General features: G+C 71.6%; 17 protein-coding genes and 1 pseudogene. 11 read left to right on the plus strand and 7 right to left on the minus strand.

The features are described from left to right. Nucleotides 1–135: 135 nt before the first annotated feature. Both ACLHRZ_RS24705 and ACLHRZ_RS24710 read right to left on the minus strand, forming a co-directional pair. Nucleotides 136–432: a DUF4865 family protein gene (locus ACLHRZ_RS24705; protein WP_490420750.1), complete on the minus strand. Its 297-nt coding sequence runs from the start codon at nt 430–432 to the stop codon at nt 136–138. 40 nt (nt 433–472) lie between these two features. Then, complete coding sequence (locus ACLHRZ_RS24710; RefSeq protein ID WP_490420690.1) at nt 473–658, minus strand: zinc ribbon domain-containing protein; 186 nt, start codon at nt 656–658, stop codon at nt 473–475. Between ACLHRZ_RS24710 and tnpA the strand changes: the two genes are divergently transcribed. Further along, nucleotides 636–1,037 (plus strand): IS200/IS605 family transposase, encoded by a 402-nt coding sequence (gene tnpA / locus ACLHRZ_RS24715; RefSeq protein ID WP_490420691.1) that lies wholly within the window; start codon nt 636–638, stop codon nt 1,035–1,037. The two genes, ACLHRZ_RS24710 and tnpA, sit on opposite strands and share 23 nt — an antisense overlap. Before the next feature lie 108 nt (nt 1,038–1,145). Here the strand turns inward: tnpA and ACLHRZ_RS24720 are convergent. Both ACLHRZ_RS24720 and ACLHRZ_RS24725 read right to left on the minus strand, forming a co-directional pair. Then, nucleotides 1,146–1,328, minus strand: a pseudogene (locus ACLHRZ_RS24720) (DUF4865 family protein); the annotation flags it as partial. A 34-nt stretch (nt 1,329–1,362) separates the two neighbouring features. Next, a complete protein-coding gene (locus ACLHRZ_RS24725) occupies nt 1,363–1,950 on the minus strand; it encodes a TetR/AcrR family transcriptional regulator (RefSeq protein WP_490420692.1) in 588 nt (195 codons plus the stop codon). Between the two features lie 70 nt (nt 1,951–2,020). Here ACLHRZ_RS24725 and ACLHRZ_RS24730 point away from each other — a divergent pair, with 70 nt between their 5' ends. From ACLHRZ_RS24730 to ACLHRZ_RS24750, 5 genes are all read left to right on the plus strand, one after another. After that, a complete protein-coding gene (locus tag ACLHRZ_RS24730; RefSeq protein ID WP_490420693.1) occupies nt 2,021–2,722 on the plus strand; it encodes a PhzF family phenazine biosynthesis protein in 702 nt (233 codons plus the stop codon). A gap of 64 nt (nt 2,723–2,786) precedes the next feature. Continuing rightward, nucleotides 2,787–3,374, plus strand: a complete 588-nt coding sequence (locus ACLHRZ_RS24735) for an NADPH-dependent FMN reductase (protein WP_490420694.1) — start codon at nt 2,787–2,789, stop codon at nt 3,372–3,374. Nucleotides 3,375–3,534: 160 nt separating this feature from the next. Beyond that, complete coding sequence (locus tag ACLHRZ_RS24740) at nt 3,535–4,194, plus strand: hypothetical protein (RefSeq protein WP_490420695.1); 660 nt, start codon at nt 3,535–3,537, stop codon at nt 4,192–4,194. A 138-nt stretch (nt 4,195–4,332) separates the two neighbouring features. Then, nucleotides 4,333–4,881, plus strand: coding sequence for an EF-hand domain-containing protein (locus tag ACLHRZ_RS24745; protein ID WP_490420696.1), 549 nt, complete (start codon nt 4,333–4,335; stop codon nt 4,879–4,881). 108 nt (nt 4,882–4,989) lie between these two features. After that, the gene (locus ACLHRZ_RS24750; protein ID WP_490420697.1) at nt 4,990–5,856 is read left to right on the plus strand and encodes a hypothetical protein; all 867 of its coding nucleotides are present in this window, start codon (nt 4,990–4,992) and stop codon (nt 5,854–5,856) included. 112 nt (nt 5,857–5,968) lie between these two features. Here ACLHRZ_RS24750 and ACLHRZ_RS24755 read toward each other — a convergent pair whose 3' ends face one another. Continuing rightward, nucleotides 5,969–6,499 carry an NADPH-dependent FMN reductase gene (locus ACLHRZ_RS24755; protein ID WP_490420698.1) on the minus strand — a complete coding sequence of 177 codons (531 nt, stop codon included), beginning with the start codon at nt 6,497–6,499 and terminating at the stop codon, nt 5,969–5,971. Between the two features lie 147 nt (nt 6,500–6,646). Between ACLHRZ_RS24755 and ACLHRZ_RS24760 the strand changes: the two genes are divergently transcribed. From ACLHRZ_RS24760 to ACLHRZ_RS24775, 4 genes are all read left to right on the plus strand, one after another. Then, complete coding sequence (locus tag ACLHRZ_RS24760; protein ID WP_490420699.1) at nt 6,647–7,141, plus strand: hypothetical protein; 495 nt, start codon at nt 6,647–6,649, stop codon at nt 7,139–7,141. 139 nt (nt 7,142–7,280) lie between these two features. Next, nucleotides 7,281–7,922 carry a TetR/AcrR family transcriptional regulator gene (locus ACLHRZ_RS24765; protein WP_490420700.1) on the plus strand — a complete coding sequence of 214 codons (642 nt, stop codon included), beginning with the start codon at nt 7,281–7,283 and terminating at the stop codon, nt 7,920–7,922. A 65-nt stretch (nt 7,923–7,987) separates the two neighbouring features. After that, complete coding sequence (locus tag ACLHRZ_RS24770) at nt 7,988–8,698, plus strand: VC0807 family protein (RefSeq protein ID WP_490420701.1); 711 nt, start codon at nt 7,988–7,990, stop codon at nt 8,696–8,698. 24 nt (nt 8,699–8,722) lie between these two features. Beyond that, nucleotides 8,723–10,168, plus strand: a complete 1,446-nt coding sequence (locus ACLHRZ_RS24775; protein WP_490420702.1) for an FAD-dependent monooxygenase — start codon at nt 8,723–8,725, stop codon at nt 10,166–10,168. 155 nt (nt 10,169–10,323) lie between these two features. On the opposite strand, the gene ACLHRZ_RS24780 is transcribed toward ACLHRZ_RS24775, so the two are convergent. Beyond that, nucleotides 10,324–11,631 carry a PP2C family protein-serine/threonine phosphatase gene (locus ACLHRZ_RS24780; protein WP_490420703.1) on the minus strand — a complete coding sequence of 436 codons (1,308 nt, stop codon included), beginning with the start codon at nt 11,629–11,631 and terminating at the stop codon, nt 10,324–10,326. A 48-nt stretch (nt 11,632–11,679) separates the two neighbouring features. Then, nucleotides 11,680–12,339, minus strand: coding sequence for a DUF4360 domain-containing protein (locus tag ACLHRZ_RS24785; RefSeq protein ID WP_490420704.1), 660 nt, complete (start codon nt 12,337–12,339; stop codon nt 11,680–11,682). Between the two features lie 309 nt (nt 12,340–12,648). Between ACLHRZ_RS24785 and ACLHRZ_RS24790 the strand changes: the two genes are divergently transcribed. Beyond that, nucleotides 12,649–13,884 carry a cytochrome P450 family protein gene (locus ACLHRZ_RS24790; RefSeq protein WP_490420705.1) on the plus strand — a complete coding sequence of 412 codons (1,236 nt, stop codon included), beginning with the start codon at nt 12,649–12,651 and terminating at the stop codon, nt 13,882–13,884. The last annotated feature ends 38 nt before the right edge of the window (nt 13,885–13,922 follow it).

The raw sequence follows: 13,922 nt of genomic DNA on the forward strand, positions 1-13,922 counted from the left end.
GCCCCGGAACCCCGCAATCGGGGGCACGCCATCCGGGGCCGGGACAGCTCCCTTGACCGGACGGGGAGTTGGGCGCCCGGGCCGTGGCACGCCGCGGACGGTCGCCAGAGAGATTTGTAGACAAATAGTGGGCTGCTACCAGTGCCGTCCCCGCGGGATCTCGTCCAGGTGCGGCGCGGACAGGTGCAGCACCTCGTACCGCTCGGTCGCGGAGTGCTCCGGGGCCACGGCCTGCTCCCACAGCACGAAGAGCAGCAGCTGCCAGTGCCGGGGGTCGACGGCGAGGGCGGCGGTGTGCACCCCGCCGGTGCGGGCCAGACCGGCCAGTTCAGTGAGCGCCGTGCCGACGACGGCGGCCGGGTCGGCGTCGTCCGGCACCGGGGTCAGACGCCGGGAGGCCGCCTGTCTGTCTGTGTCTGTCTCGTGCCACAGGTACGTGACTCCTCCACCCGGTAAACGGGGTGGCTTCTCGCTAGGCCGGTTGGGCTTCGCGGCGGACCAGCCCGGCCCGTAGAACGTTGATCGCGCCCACCGTGTCGGCGTGTGCGTGGTGGCCGCATGAGACGCAGTGGAACTTCTCCTGTGTGGGCCGGTTCTCCTTGGCGGTGTGCCCGCATGCGGGGCACCGTCGGGAGGTGTTGCGGGGGTCCACCGCCATCACTTCCACTCTGCACTCACACTTGGTGTTCGTCACCACGTACCGGCACGCCGTGTTCAACGACGCCATGCTGTCCCACTGCGAAGAGAACATGCGGAAGGTCTACGAGGACTTCGAGGCCAAGCTGATCGAGTTCAACGGCGAAGAGAACCACGTACACCTGCTGGTCCACTACTCGCCGAAGACCACCCTGTCGAACCTCGTCAACTCCCTCAACGGCGTCAGCTCACGACGCCTGCGCCAGGAGCTCGCCGGCCATGTGAACCGGGCGATCATGCGCGGCCGTTTCTGGTCCGGCTTCTACTTCGCCAGCTCCTGCGGCAGGACATCGCTGGCCATGGTCAAGGACTACATCGAGAACCAGAAGCAGTCCGACTGAGCACGGGCCGATGATGGAGCATCACGAAGCGATGCTGCGGCGCTCCGCGCCGCAAGGCTCCGGATCGGATTCCCTCCCCGCCTGAAGGCGGGGCTTTCCCCCCGAAGGAAGAGGGATGGGTGCGTACTGGTTGACCGGGGAGCCGTCGACGCCCCGCTCACGGATGGCGTAGGCCTTCAGGCCCAGTCCGGCCCGGTCGTCCAGGATGTGGGCGGACTTCGCGACCCGGGTGCGGATGATGCCCATGTCGTAGTCGGCGGGCAGGGTGATCTCGTACTGCTGTGCGTACATGCGGTGGTCGTGCCTCGTGTCAGTGGCCGGGATGTCAGCGGTCGGGGGAAGGGGCCGGGGCCGCGGTGTATCCGGCGAGCAGGCCGAGGACGCCGTCGACGGCCTGGTGGAAGGGCTCGTCCGAACCGGCCGCACGGGCCAGGACGTAGCCGCCCTGGAGCACGGCGACCACCGTCGACGCCGTACTGGCCGGATCGAGCGCGGCGTTCAGCTCGCCCCGGTCGCGCGCCTCCGTCAGGAGTTCCGCGAGCCGGCCGCGCAGCCAGGCGAAGGTCTCGTCGACGGGCCGGCGCAGCTCGGGGTCGGCCATGACGTCGGGGTCCTGCGTGAGCCGGCCGATCGGGCAGCCCTTGAGGACGTCGCGCTCGCGGTGCAGATAGGCGGTGATCCGCTCCAGGGTCGTCCCCGGTGCGCCGAACTGCTGCTCCGCCTTGGCCCGCATCTCCTCCGCCGTACGCCGGATCGCGGCGAGCGCGAGGTCCGGCTTGCCGGAGAAGTGGTGGTACATACTGCCCTGCCCCGCTCCGGCCCGCTGCTGGATGGCCTTGGGGCTGGTGCCCACGTAGCCGCGCTCCCAGAGGAGTTCGCGGGTGGTCTCGATGAGTCGCTCCGACGTGCTCATGATCGCAGTGTACATACTGGTAGGTACAAAGAGGAGTGCGGGGCCGGTACCGTGATGGTTGAATCGCGCCATGATCGATCCGGACATCGCAGTGGTACGCGTCTTCACCGGTCTGCCGGGGTGCGCGGAGGGCGGGAATCCGCTCGGCGTCGTGCTCGACGGCGCCGCCGTCCCCGACCGGGAGGAGCGGCAGCGGATCGCCGCGCAACTCGGTTACAGCGAGACGGTGTTCGTCGACGATGCGGCGCGCGGTGCGGTCGACATTCATACGCCCAGCACTCGACTGCCCTTCGCCGGGCACCCGTTGGTGGGGACCGCGTGGCTGCTGTGGCAGCGGGGGTACGAGGTGACGGTGCTGCATCCGCCGGCCGGTGACGTCCCGGTGTGGCGGGAGGGGGAGACCGTCTGGATCCGGGCGAGGGCCGCGTGGGCGTCCGGGCGGCACACCCGGCAGTTCGCCACGGTCGCCGAGGTCGACGCGCTGCCCGCCCCGCCGCCCGGCGAAGGCTGGCTGTACGCCTGGGCCTGGGAGGACGAGGCGCAGGGGCGGGTCCGTGCCCGCGGCTTCCCGCGCCGCGGCGACGGCATCGACGAGGACGAGGCCACCGGAGCCGCCGCCTTGACGCTCACGGCGGAGCTCGGCCAGCCGCTGGAGATCCGGCAGGGCGCAGCCTCCCGCATCCTGACGCGCTGCCGGCCCGGCGGCGTCGTGGACCTGGGCGGCCGTGTGACACCCCATGGTGCTGTGGGCACTTGTTCTGTGAGCACTTGATCCGTGAGCACTTGATCTGTGGGGACTTGACAGATCGTCCGCCGGATCCGGCAAGATCAAACTCATGAACGCGACTGATCTCTCCACCGGCCCCGTCCGGGTGCTCGGCATATCCGGCAGCCTTCGTTCCGATTCCTTCAACACCGCGGCGCTCCGTGCGGTCGCCGCCCTCGCCGGTGCCGAGGTGCAGCTGGAGGTGTGGGACGGCCTGGCCGCCGTTCCGCCGTACAACCAGGACGAGGAGGACGCGCCGGCCGAGGCCGTGCTCGCCCTGCGCGACGCCGTCACCGGGGCCGACGCCCTGCTCTTCGCCACCCCCGAGTACAACTCCTCCCTCCCCGGCCAGCTGAAGAACGCGCTCGACTGGGCCTCCCGCCCGTACGGCAAGGGCGTCCTCGCCGGCAGGCCGGCCGCCGTCATCGGCGCCAGCCCCAGCGGCTTCGGCGCCAAGTGGGCCCAGGCCGAGCTGCGCAAGGTCCTGACCGCGTGCGGTGCCGAGGTCGTCGGGCCCGAACTGTGCATCGCCCAGGCCCACTCGGCGTTCGGCCCCGACGGCCTGCCCACGAGCCCCGAGCTGCGGACCTCCCTCACCGAGATCACCGGGCTGCTCGCCGCGGCCGTCCGCGACGGCGCGGCGGAGCCGTCCGCCTGAGCCGTCCGCCTGAGCCGTCCGCCTGAGCCGTCCGCCTGAGTCTTCCGTCGGGGCTGCGCCCGCCGTGCGCAGCCCCGGCGCGGCCGGTTGTGCTCCTTGTGCGGGGCTGCCCCCGGGCGCACGGTAGTGGGGTTCCGCGCCGGCCGACCCGGGAGGCATCGTGATCCACATCAGCGAGACCCTGACGGTCCAGACAGTCGAGGACTTCCTGGCCGCGGACGAGCTCGCCCAGCTGAACAAGATCATGGACATCGAACTGCGGAGCACCGTCCGGCGGCCCGCCCACCAGGTGCAGGTGCTCCCGGCACCCGCGGACGCCGAGGACATCCTGCAGGTTGCCACCGCGCGGGCGCTGCCGGCCATCCGCCGCGCCATGCCCTCCGTCCGGGCCGCTGCCGCTTGGGGGTTCACGGAACTGGGGGAGGGGCAGAAGGTGCCCACCCACCTCGACGGCATCCCCGCCCCCGTGGCCCCGCCGCGCCGCATCGGCCGGATCGGCGTGACGATCAGCGACGCCGAACAGGGCGGCCTGTTCTACATCGAGACGACCTCCAGCTCCCTGCCGTGGACCGGCGCCCTGGTGGGCGAGATCGAGGGCTACGTGCCGGGAACGCCCCTCACCCGCTGCCTCTCGCACCAGGCCGCCGCCGTCCGCGAGCACGCGCAGGAGGCCGGCTGGCTGGACGCGACCCCCACCAGCCGCTGGACCGCCCACGCCCCCGCCGGAGTGGCCGTCGCCTACGGGGCGCACCTCATCCACGGCGTGACCCCCGTCGTGCGCGGCCGCGTCCGCAAGTTCCTCACGGACCTCACGGACTGACGACCGGCTTCCGGCCGCGGCGCTTGACGTACCATTCGGGACGAAATCCGTATAGTCGCCCATGGTGGACAGATCCCCTCGGATCCCAGGCCTCCAGATCCCCAGATCCCCAGATCCTCCAGGGAAAGGCGACGGACCATGACCAGCGAGGTGCTGCGCGAGCGCTACGCCCACCGTTTCCGGGCCCACGACGCCGACGGCGACGGCTGGGTGAGCGAGGACGACTTCGTCCGCCGGGCCCGGCAACTCGTCGACGGCCTGGGCGAACCCGCGGACTCGGCACGGGCGAAGGCCCTCGTCGAAGGGGTGCGCGAGAGCTGGCGCAGCATCGCCGACATCGCGGGCGTCCCCGTCGACGGCCGCATCGACGAGGAGCGGTTCGTCGCCGCACTCGCCGGCGCCTACGACTCCGGAATCGTCGCCGACATCATGCGCCCCGCGGTGGCGGCGCATGTCGCCCTCGCCGACCGGGACGGCAACGGCCAAGTCGACGAGGCCGAGTTCGTGAACGCGCAGCAAGCCGCCGGAATCGGCGCCGACGACGCCCGCAAGGCCTTTTCCCTTCTCGACCGCGACGGGGACGGAAGACTTACCGTCGCCGAATGGCAGTCCGCTGTACTGGAGTTCTACACCAGTACCGGATCCGACGTGCCCGGCGTGCGTATCCTCGGGATGAAAGCCCAATAACCACCGCGGGAGCGTTCACCGGCCAAAGGGTGCCCTTGAGAAAAGGCCCGCCGACGCGGGATCCTCGAACTCCGCGTTTCCCCTGGGGAATCAGGAGGGCCGGCACGGATGACCGCACAGACTGAATGCTCGGACTGGGGAAAGGCCGATTTCCACGCCATCTACAACTGCCCGGACCCCCGCGCCTATTTCAGCACGCTGGCACCCCTGCAGTACCAGGTCCCGCACCATGCCCAGGCCGTCTTCCGCACCCTGACCGCCGCCCTGGGCCCGCTGCGCACCGGCGACGCGCCGCTGACCGTCCTGGACCTGTGCTGCTCCTACGGGATCAACGCCGCCCTGCTCAACCACGAGGTCACCTTGGCCGAGCTCTACGAGCGCTACACGGACGGGAAGCTGTCGGCCGCCCCGGCGACCGGGGTCGCCGCGGCGGACCGCCGCTACTTCGCCGAGCGCCGCCGCCCGGAACCCGTACGCATGGTCGGCCTCGACGCCGCGCCCCAGGCCGTCGGCTACGCACGCTCCGTCGGCCTCCTCCAGCACGCCTTCGCCGAGAACCTCGAGGACCACCAGCCCTCCGACGCACTGCGCCGGGCCGTGGCCAGCACGCATCTGATCACGGTGACCGGCGGCCTGGGCTACATCTTCACCCGGACCTTCACCCGGCTCTTCGACTGCCTGGCGGCACCGCCGTGGATCGCGGCGTTCGTCCTGCGCACGATCTCCTACCAGCCGGTCATCGACCTGTTCGCGGAGATCGGACTCGTGACCGAGAAGCTCACCGGACACACCTTCCGGCAACGCCGGTTCGCCGACGGCCACGAACGCTCCGCCGCCTTCCAGGCACTCGGCCGGCAGAAACTCGACCCGGCGGGCAAGGAGGACGACGGCTACTACCACGCCGACCTGTACCTCTCCCGACCGTCCGCCGAGGTGGCGGCGCTGCCCATGGGGGCTTTGCTGCCCGCCGGGTGAGCGCGCGCGGGGACCCTTCCCCGCGCCCCGTAGGGGCGCGGGGAAGTATCGATGTGCGGCTCTGCCGCGTGGGCGCGATCAGCCCAAGGCGGCCCGCAGCCGCAGCACCGCGCTAGCCGACCGCCCGCTCAAGGGCCTTGAGAGCCGTGGCGAGCGAGGCCAGCGTCGCTTCATCGACGATGCCCCCGGTCTCCTGATCGATCCGGGTGGCGATCAGCCCGACGCACAGGCAGGCGTCGTCGACGACCGCGCCGGTCATCATCCTGAGCGTCTCGCGCAACTGCGCGTTGGCGAAATCGCCCCCGGTCGGTGACGGCGAGCCGGTCACCACGCCGACCGGCTTGTCCACGAACTCGCCACTGCTGACGAGCCAGTCGAGCGCGTTCTTGAGCACGCCGGGCACGCCGTGCGCGTACTCGGGGCTGACGATCAGCACCGCGTCGGCCTCCGCCACGGCGGCCCGCAGGGCCGCGACCGGTGCGGGCGCGACGGCGCCCTCGCCGTCGAGGTCGGGATTGAAGTGGGGGAGGGCGCCGATGTCGGCGGTCCGGGCCTCGGCATCCGTGAGCTCCAGCGCCCTACGCAGGACGGTGCCGTTGGCCGAACGGGCCCGCAGGCTCCCGGAGATGGCGGTGATCTTCATGGGGAGGGAGCCTACGTGAGCGGTCTTGGCGGAGAACTGCCGACCGTCCGCGGGGCGACTGAGGACGTCCCTTGACAGCCGGTCGGGCTGCCACGACTGTTGTCGCGCCCCAAAGGCCCGAGCTCCTTCGGAATCCATGGAGGAAGAGTGACGAAACGTTCATGGTGCGCTGCAGCCCTGGCCCTGGTACTCGCCTCCTCCGCCGGGGTGGCGACGGCGTCCGCGGCCACGACGGCCCCGGACACGGCGTCGCACGGCGCGACGGCGAAGCCGCAGAGAGACAGACCCGACCTGAACGGCCTGCGCGTCAAGGCCGTCAACAGCCCGGCCATCTACCTGATCCTCGACGGCAGGCGCCACTGGATACCCAACCCGACCACCTACAACAACCTGTTCCGTGACTGGAACGGCGTCGCGCAGGTCCTCGACATCTGGAGCATCACGGAGGACAGCGCGCTCAGCGACGGCGCGTTCCTCGGCAAGGCGCCGGACCGGCCCGAGGTCTATCTGTTCAGCAACGGCGTCAAGCGCTGGATCACCAGCCCGGCGGCGATGGACAAGTACTACTTCGCCTGGAACAGGATCCAGAACCTGCCCGACGAGGCGGTGTACTCCGTCCCGAACGGAGCGAACATCTCCTGACCCACCGCGCTCCGCACATGGGGCCCGCTGCGCACTGCGGCGGGCCCTTCTGTCTGCCCAGAACCGGAACCCCGTCGTCAACTTGCTTGCTCGAACAACCTCTTGCTCGACCGAGCAAATGTCCGGTACCGTTTTGCTCATGCAAGCAAGCAGTAGCTCGGCCAAGCAAGACGCCTCCGGTGCCCGGACGTTCACCGAGTCCGCCCGGAGGGCGCAGATCGTCGCCGCCGCCATAGAGGTCATCGCCGAAGTCGGCTACGGCAAGGCCTCGTTCGCACGGATAGCCCGGCACGCCGGGCTGAGCAGCACGGGGATGATCTCGTACCACTTCGCCGGCAAGGACGACCTCATGCGCGAGGTCGTCGTCGAGGTCCTGCGCGTCGCCGACGCCTACATGCGCCCGAGGATCGAGGCCCATTCCGACTTCTCGGCCCGGCTGCGCACGCACATCGAGTCGAACCTGGAGCTGCTCGTCGAGTACCCGAAGCATCTGCCGGCCCTGATCGAGGTGCTGTCCAACGTCCGCGGGGACAGTGCGGGGATGGGCGAGTTCGTCGGTGCGACGGAGATGATGCACCACGTCCTGGCGGAGCGCATGCGCGTCGCTCAGCGGGCGGGAGTCTTCCGGGAGTTCGACGCCGATGTGATGGTCCACGCGATGCGCGGAGCCATCGACGAGGTGATCGGCCGCGCGGCGCGCGAGCCCGGCCTCGACGTGACGGCCTACGGCCGGGAGCTGGCGGACCTGTTCGATCACGCGACGCGCAAGACCGAGGCGTGACGGAATCACGCACCGACTTACGGACGGGCTTACGGACGGACTTGGGAATGACGGGGGAATCAGCAGTGGACAGCGAACGGGAGAGCGGTCAGGCGCTGCAGCAGCAGCCGGCCGGGGAACAGCAGGCCGGGGTGCCCGGCCCGACGGAGAAGGAGAAGGCCGCCCGCCTGCGCCGGCACCTCGCGCGGCAGCTCGTGCTCGAGCTCGCCCTGCCGCTGGGCAGCTACTACGGGCTGCGCGCCGCAGGCTGGGGGCAGTGGCAGGCCATGGCGGTGGGCGCACTGCTGAGCGTGCCGTGGATCGTCCATGGCATGATCCGGCAGCGCAAGATCGACATGATGGCGGTCTTCACCCTGGTCCTGCTGCTCCTCGGCTCGCTGGTGGCCATGGTGACGGGCAGCGCCCGGGTACTGCTGGTCCGGGACAGCTGGATGCTCGGCACGCTGGGGCTGTGGATGCTCGGCACGCTGCTGACGCGCCGTCCCTTCCAGCTCACCGCCGGGCGGGCGATCGCCGTCGCGAAGACGGGGGAGGCCGGCGCGCGGGAATGGGAGTCCAGGTGGGAGCGGGACGAGGCGTTCCGGTGGCACATACGCCTGATCTCGGCCGTGTGGGGTGCGGTGTTCACCCTGGACGCCGTGGCGCGAGCCGTGCTGGCCTTCACCCTGCCGGTCGACCTGGTCGCGGCGGTCAGCACCGCCCAATGGCTGGTGGTGCTCGCCTGCCTGCTGATTTTCCACACCCGCTACGTCACCCGGCACGGGCTGAAGGCGTAGCAGGTCCAGGGGTATACGGGGGACATGATGACGGAAACCGATGTGATCGTCGCCGGCGCCGGGCCCACCGGGCTGATGCTGGCCAACGAGTTGGGGCTGGCCGGGGTCCGCACGCTCGTCGTGGAGCGGCTTCCCGAGCGCAGCGGCCAGTCCAAGGCGCTGGGCCTGCAGCCGCGCACCGCCGAGGTGCTGCAGATGCGCGGCTGGCTGGAGCCGCTGCACGAGCGGGCCGTCAGCAGGCTGGACGGCGGGCACTTCGCCGGGATCCCGCTGGACTACGGGGTCTTCGGCACCCGCTTCCCGTACCAGATCGGCATCCCGCAGCCCCGGGTCGAGGAGTACCTGGAGCAGCGGCTCGCCGGATACGGCATCCCGGTGCTGCGCGGCTGTGAACTGACCGGGTTCCGGCAGGACGCCGAGGGCGTCACCGTCAGCGTCGACGGCCCGGACGGTCCGCGCTCGCTGCGGGCCGCCTATCTGGTGGGGGCCGACGGCAGCCGCAGCCGGGTGCGCAAGGAACTCGGCGTCGCCTTCCCCGGCCGGGACGGCCGTGTGTCCTTGGCCGTCGCGGACGTCGTGCTCGACGACCCGGGCGGCATCCTGCCCGCGGAGTGGCGGATGCCGTCCTTCGAAGTCCGTGACGGAGCAGGCGCGTTCCTGCTCCCGCTCGGCGACGGAGTGCACCGGATGCTGTTCGGCGGACCGGAGCAGCAAGGCCTCGACCGCGATGCCCCGGTCTCCGAGGAGGAGGTCCGCGTGGCGCTGCACCGCGAGCACGGCGACGCCCTCCGGCTGAAGGCGGTTTGCTGGGCTTCCCGTTTCACCGACGCCTCGCGCCAGGCCGCGCAGTACGCCGTCGGCCGGGTGCTGCTCGCCGGGGACGCCGCCCACATCCACCTCCCGGCGGGCGGGCAGGGACTCAACCTCGGCATGCAGGACGCCGTCAACCTCGGCTGGAAGCTCGCCGCCTGCGTGCGGGGCCGGGCGCCGGAAGACCTCCTGGACACCTACCACTCCGAGCGCCATCCGGTCGGTGCGCGGGTCCTGGAGAACACCCGGGCACAAGGCGTGCTGATGCTTCCCGACACCGACGTCCACGCGCTGCGGAGCATCGTGACCGACCTGTTGGACACACCGGAGGCCAACCGCCGCATCGCCGGGATGATTTCGGGCCTCGACATCCGCTACCCGATGCCGGGTTTCCCCGAACACCCGCTGCTGGGCCGCCACGTGGCGGACGTCCCGCTGACCACCGGCCGGGGGCTGCTGCTGACCTCCGGCGCGCAGCCCGCCCTGGAGACGCTGATACGGCCCTGGCAGGACCGGTTCGACCGGATGGCGGCCGACATCCCGGGCGGCGACGGTGCCGCGGCCGTGCTGCTGCGACCGGACGGGCACGTCTGCTGGGCCGGCCCTGCCGACGGCGAGGGACTCGGTGCCGCACTCAGCCGCTGGTTCGGTGGTGCGTGATCGCGCCCCAAAGGGGCGCGGGGCTGTTACTCCCCCAGCTACCTCCCCCAGCTACCGCTGGGGGTGCTCCCAGGAGGTGCCCCCAGGAGGTACCTCCAGCGGCTCCGCCGCGTGGGCGCGACCAGCCACGATGAGCTCGCAGTCGACGCACTGCGCTACCGGCGGAGCGCTCGGCCCCGGCCCGGCGCCCGCAGCGCGAGCACGGCCATGTCGTCGTGACCGTCACTGGGCCGCGCTGCGGCAACCGCCTTGCCCAGCACGTCCAGTGGCCGGTCCGCATGGGCCGCGGCGACCTCCGCCACCGTGCGCAGGGCGTCGTCCATGTCGCGCTCCGGATGCTCGTACAGCCCGTCGGTGAACATCAGCACGGTCGCGCCCGGCGGCAGGACGTGCCGGTGGTCGTGCCGGGGGAGCCCCGCATCGGTGCCCAGCGGCACGTCCGGTTCGCCCGCCAGGTACTGCCACCGCCCGTCCGTGGTGACCACCAGCGGCGGAGGGTGTCCCGCGCTGCTCCACAGCAGCGACCAGCCGCCCTCGCAGGGCTCGATGCGGGTCATGCACACGGTGGCCATCGTGGGGTCGGCGACCGCCTGCAGGGTGCGGTCGAGACGGTCGAGCAGGGCACTGGGCGGCGCGCCGGGCTCGTAGGCCAGGGCCCGCAGCATGTTGCGGACCTGTGCCATGGTGGCGGCTGCCTGCACGTCGTGGCCGATGACGTCGCCCACGATCATCACCCGGGCGCCGTCGGGCAGCACCAGCGCCTCGTACCAGTCCCCGCCGAGCAGGGCCGGTTCGGCCGCCGGCTGGTACAGGGCCCAGGAGGTGAACGGCGCGAGGTCGGGCAGGCGGGGCAGCAGCAGCCGCTGGAACTGCTCGGCGCCGTTGCGGACCTGGCCGTAGAGGCGGGCGTTCTCGATGGCGACGCCCGCCGCCCCGGCGAGGGCGACGACCACGGACTCGTCGGCCGCGTCGAAGGGCCTGCCGTCCCGACGGTCCGTCAGGTAGAGGTTTCCGTAGACGTGCCCGCGCACCGAGATGGCCACGCCCAGCAGGCTGCGCATCGGCGGGTGGCCCGGCGGGAACCCCGCCGACCGGGCGTCGGCGGCGATGGAGTCCACGCGCAGCGGCCGCGGGTCGCTGATCAGCAGGCCCAGCAGCCCTTCGCCGTGCGGCGGGGCGACATCCGCCAGCCGGGCCCGCTCCGTGCCGTCCAGGCCGACGGGGATGAAGTCGGCGAGCCCGGCGCCCTCTTCGTCGAGGACGCCGAGCGCGCCGTAGCGGGCGCCGACGAGTTCCATGGCGGTGGCGACGATGCGGCGCAGCACCACGGCGAGTTCCAGCTCCCCGCTGATGGAGACCATGGCCCCCAGCAGCGCCCGCATCCGCTCCTGGGTCCTGGCGAAGTCGGCGAGCCGCTCGCCGAGCCGGCCGGGGTCCGCGTCGTCCGCTGCGCTCGTTGCCACGGACCCCACAGTAGCGATCCGATGATCCGGTAGCAGGGTGCGGCCGGGTCAGTCGGAGGGGCAGTCCTTCCAGGCGAGCCGGTAGATGGTGTTGATGGCACCGTCGGTGGAGTCCATGGCCATGAAGCTGGTGGTCTTCTCCGGGTCCGAGGTTCCGGCCGCCACGGTCAGTTCCGTGTTGACGTTGAAGTTGCGCTGCTCGCCGCAGGGCGACCACACCCGCTGGGCGATGTCGGTGGTGTCCGTGGCCTGCCAGTTGTCGACGAGGGGACCCTTGAACGGGTGGGAGGCGACGGCGGTCTCCGCCTGTCCCTGGAAGTAGTACGAGGCCTTCTGCTCGCCCGTCGCGCCCGCTTCGAGGTGCGCGAAGCCGCGGTAGTCGGCGCTGGCGACGGCATAGGTGAAGCCCTGGGGGACGTGCACGATCAGATTGAGCTGGCAGTTCTTGCGGAAGTCGGTCGGCGAGGCACCGACGCCGACCTCGGCGAGGTATTTGCTGTACGTAATGGTGAAGGCGGTGTTGTCCGGGGAGACGGCGATGGCCGCCGAACCGGCCGGACAGCCCGAACCGTTGACGGTCGCGATCTCGATCACAATCTTGTCGGGCGGCACATGGATGCCGGCCGCCGCCGCGGGCGATGCATTGGTGGCCAATACCGGGGCGCATAACGCGGCGAGCGCGCTGCCGGTGGCCAGAAATCTGGACATGAGGCTCCCATGGTGGTCGCGACCGTGCTGCCGGGCACGGCCTGGCTGCGGAAACGATGCCGAGCGGATGCGAACGGAAAATTTGAGAGCGCAATAATCCGTATCCGTGGGAATCCGGATACCGGATACGAATGCTTCATCAATTCCACACGCCCGCGCAGAAGTCAATACGGTCCGTCCGCAGGCCAAACGGGAATCGGCCCCTCCGGCGCCGGTCGGGGAGAGTTGTAGGAACCGTACAGTCGGCCCCGGTCCCTCCTGACAGGGCCCGCCGCCGCCGGGACACGGTGCATCGGCAAGGATGACGGGGTGCTCGCTCCCCTGAACCCCGCGGACCCCGGCTTCGCACGCGACCCCTACCCGTACTACGCGCAGCTGCGCGCCCGCGGCCCCGCGGTCCGCGTGCCCCTGGCCAACGGCACCCACGCCTGGCTCGTCACCGGCCACCGGCAGGCGCGCGAGGTCCTGGCCGACCCGCGCTTCTCGAACGTCCCGCCGCAGGGCGCCGGCCGCCCCAAGCCGGACTCCCCGGCCCAGCGCGCCCGCGAATGCCTCGCCCGGCACATGCTCAACTCCGACGCCCCCGACCACACCCGGCTGCGCCGGCTGACCACCGCGGCCTTCACCCCGCGCCGCGTCGACGCCCTGCGCCCGCGCATCGAGCGGCTGACCGACGGACTGCTCACGGACCTGTCCGGCCGGCTCGCCCGGGAGGGCACGGCCGACCTGGTCGACCACTTCGCCTTCCCGCTGCCGGTCCTCGTCATCGGCGAGGTGCTCGGCGTGCCGGAGGCCGACCGCGCCGACCTGCGCACCTGGACCTACCGGGTCGGGTCGCCCGCCGACGCGCTGGAGGACGGCGCGGCCGACGACGCATGGACGCGCCTGCACGCCTACTTCACGCAGCTGATCGCGACGAAGCGGGACGCCCCGGGCGACGACCTGTTCAGCACCCTCGTCCACGACGCCGACGAGGGCGGGCTGGACGACGGCGAACTGCTCGCCATGGCCTTCCTGCTGCTCTTCGCGGGCTACGAGACCACCATGAACCTGCTCGCCTCCGCCGCACTCCTGCTGCTCACCCACCCGCAGGAACTGGCCGACGCACAGCAGGGCGGCCCCGATCACTGGGCCGCGGTGACCGAGGAGGTGCTGCGGCACGCGAGCCCCCTGGAGGGGACGACCTGGCGGCGCACGACGGAGGAGGTGGACCTCGGCGGCGGCACCGTCGTCCCCGCAGGGGCCTCGGTCCTGGTCGTCCTCGCCGCAGCGGGCCGCGACCCCGAGTACTTCCCCGAGCCGGACGCCTTCCGGCCGGCCCGCCACCGCCCCGACGGCGGCCGGCCCGCGCCGCACCTGGCCTTCGGCCACGGCCCGCACTTCTGCCTCGGCTCCCGCCTCGCCCGCCTGGAGGCCGCCGTCGCACTCCCGCGCCTCTTCGCGGCACTGCCGCACCTGCGCCTCGCCGCCGACCCGGAGATGCTGCCGTACCGGCCGGGCCTGCTGGTCCGCGGCCCGCGCACGCTGCCGGTGCGCAGCGGCTGAGCCGCCGGCCGCGCGGCTGGGCGGGCTTGGCGAAGTGC

It is taken from the genome of Streptomyces sp. AM25 (assembly GCF_058146165.1).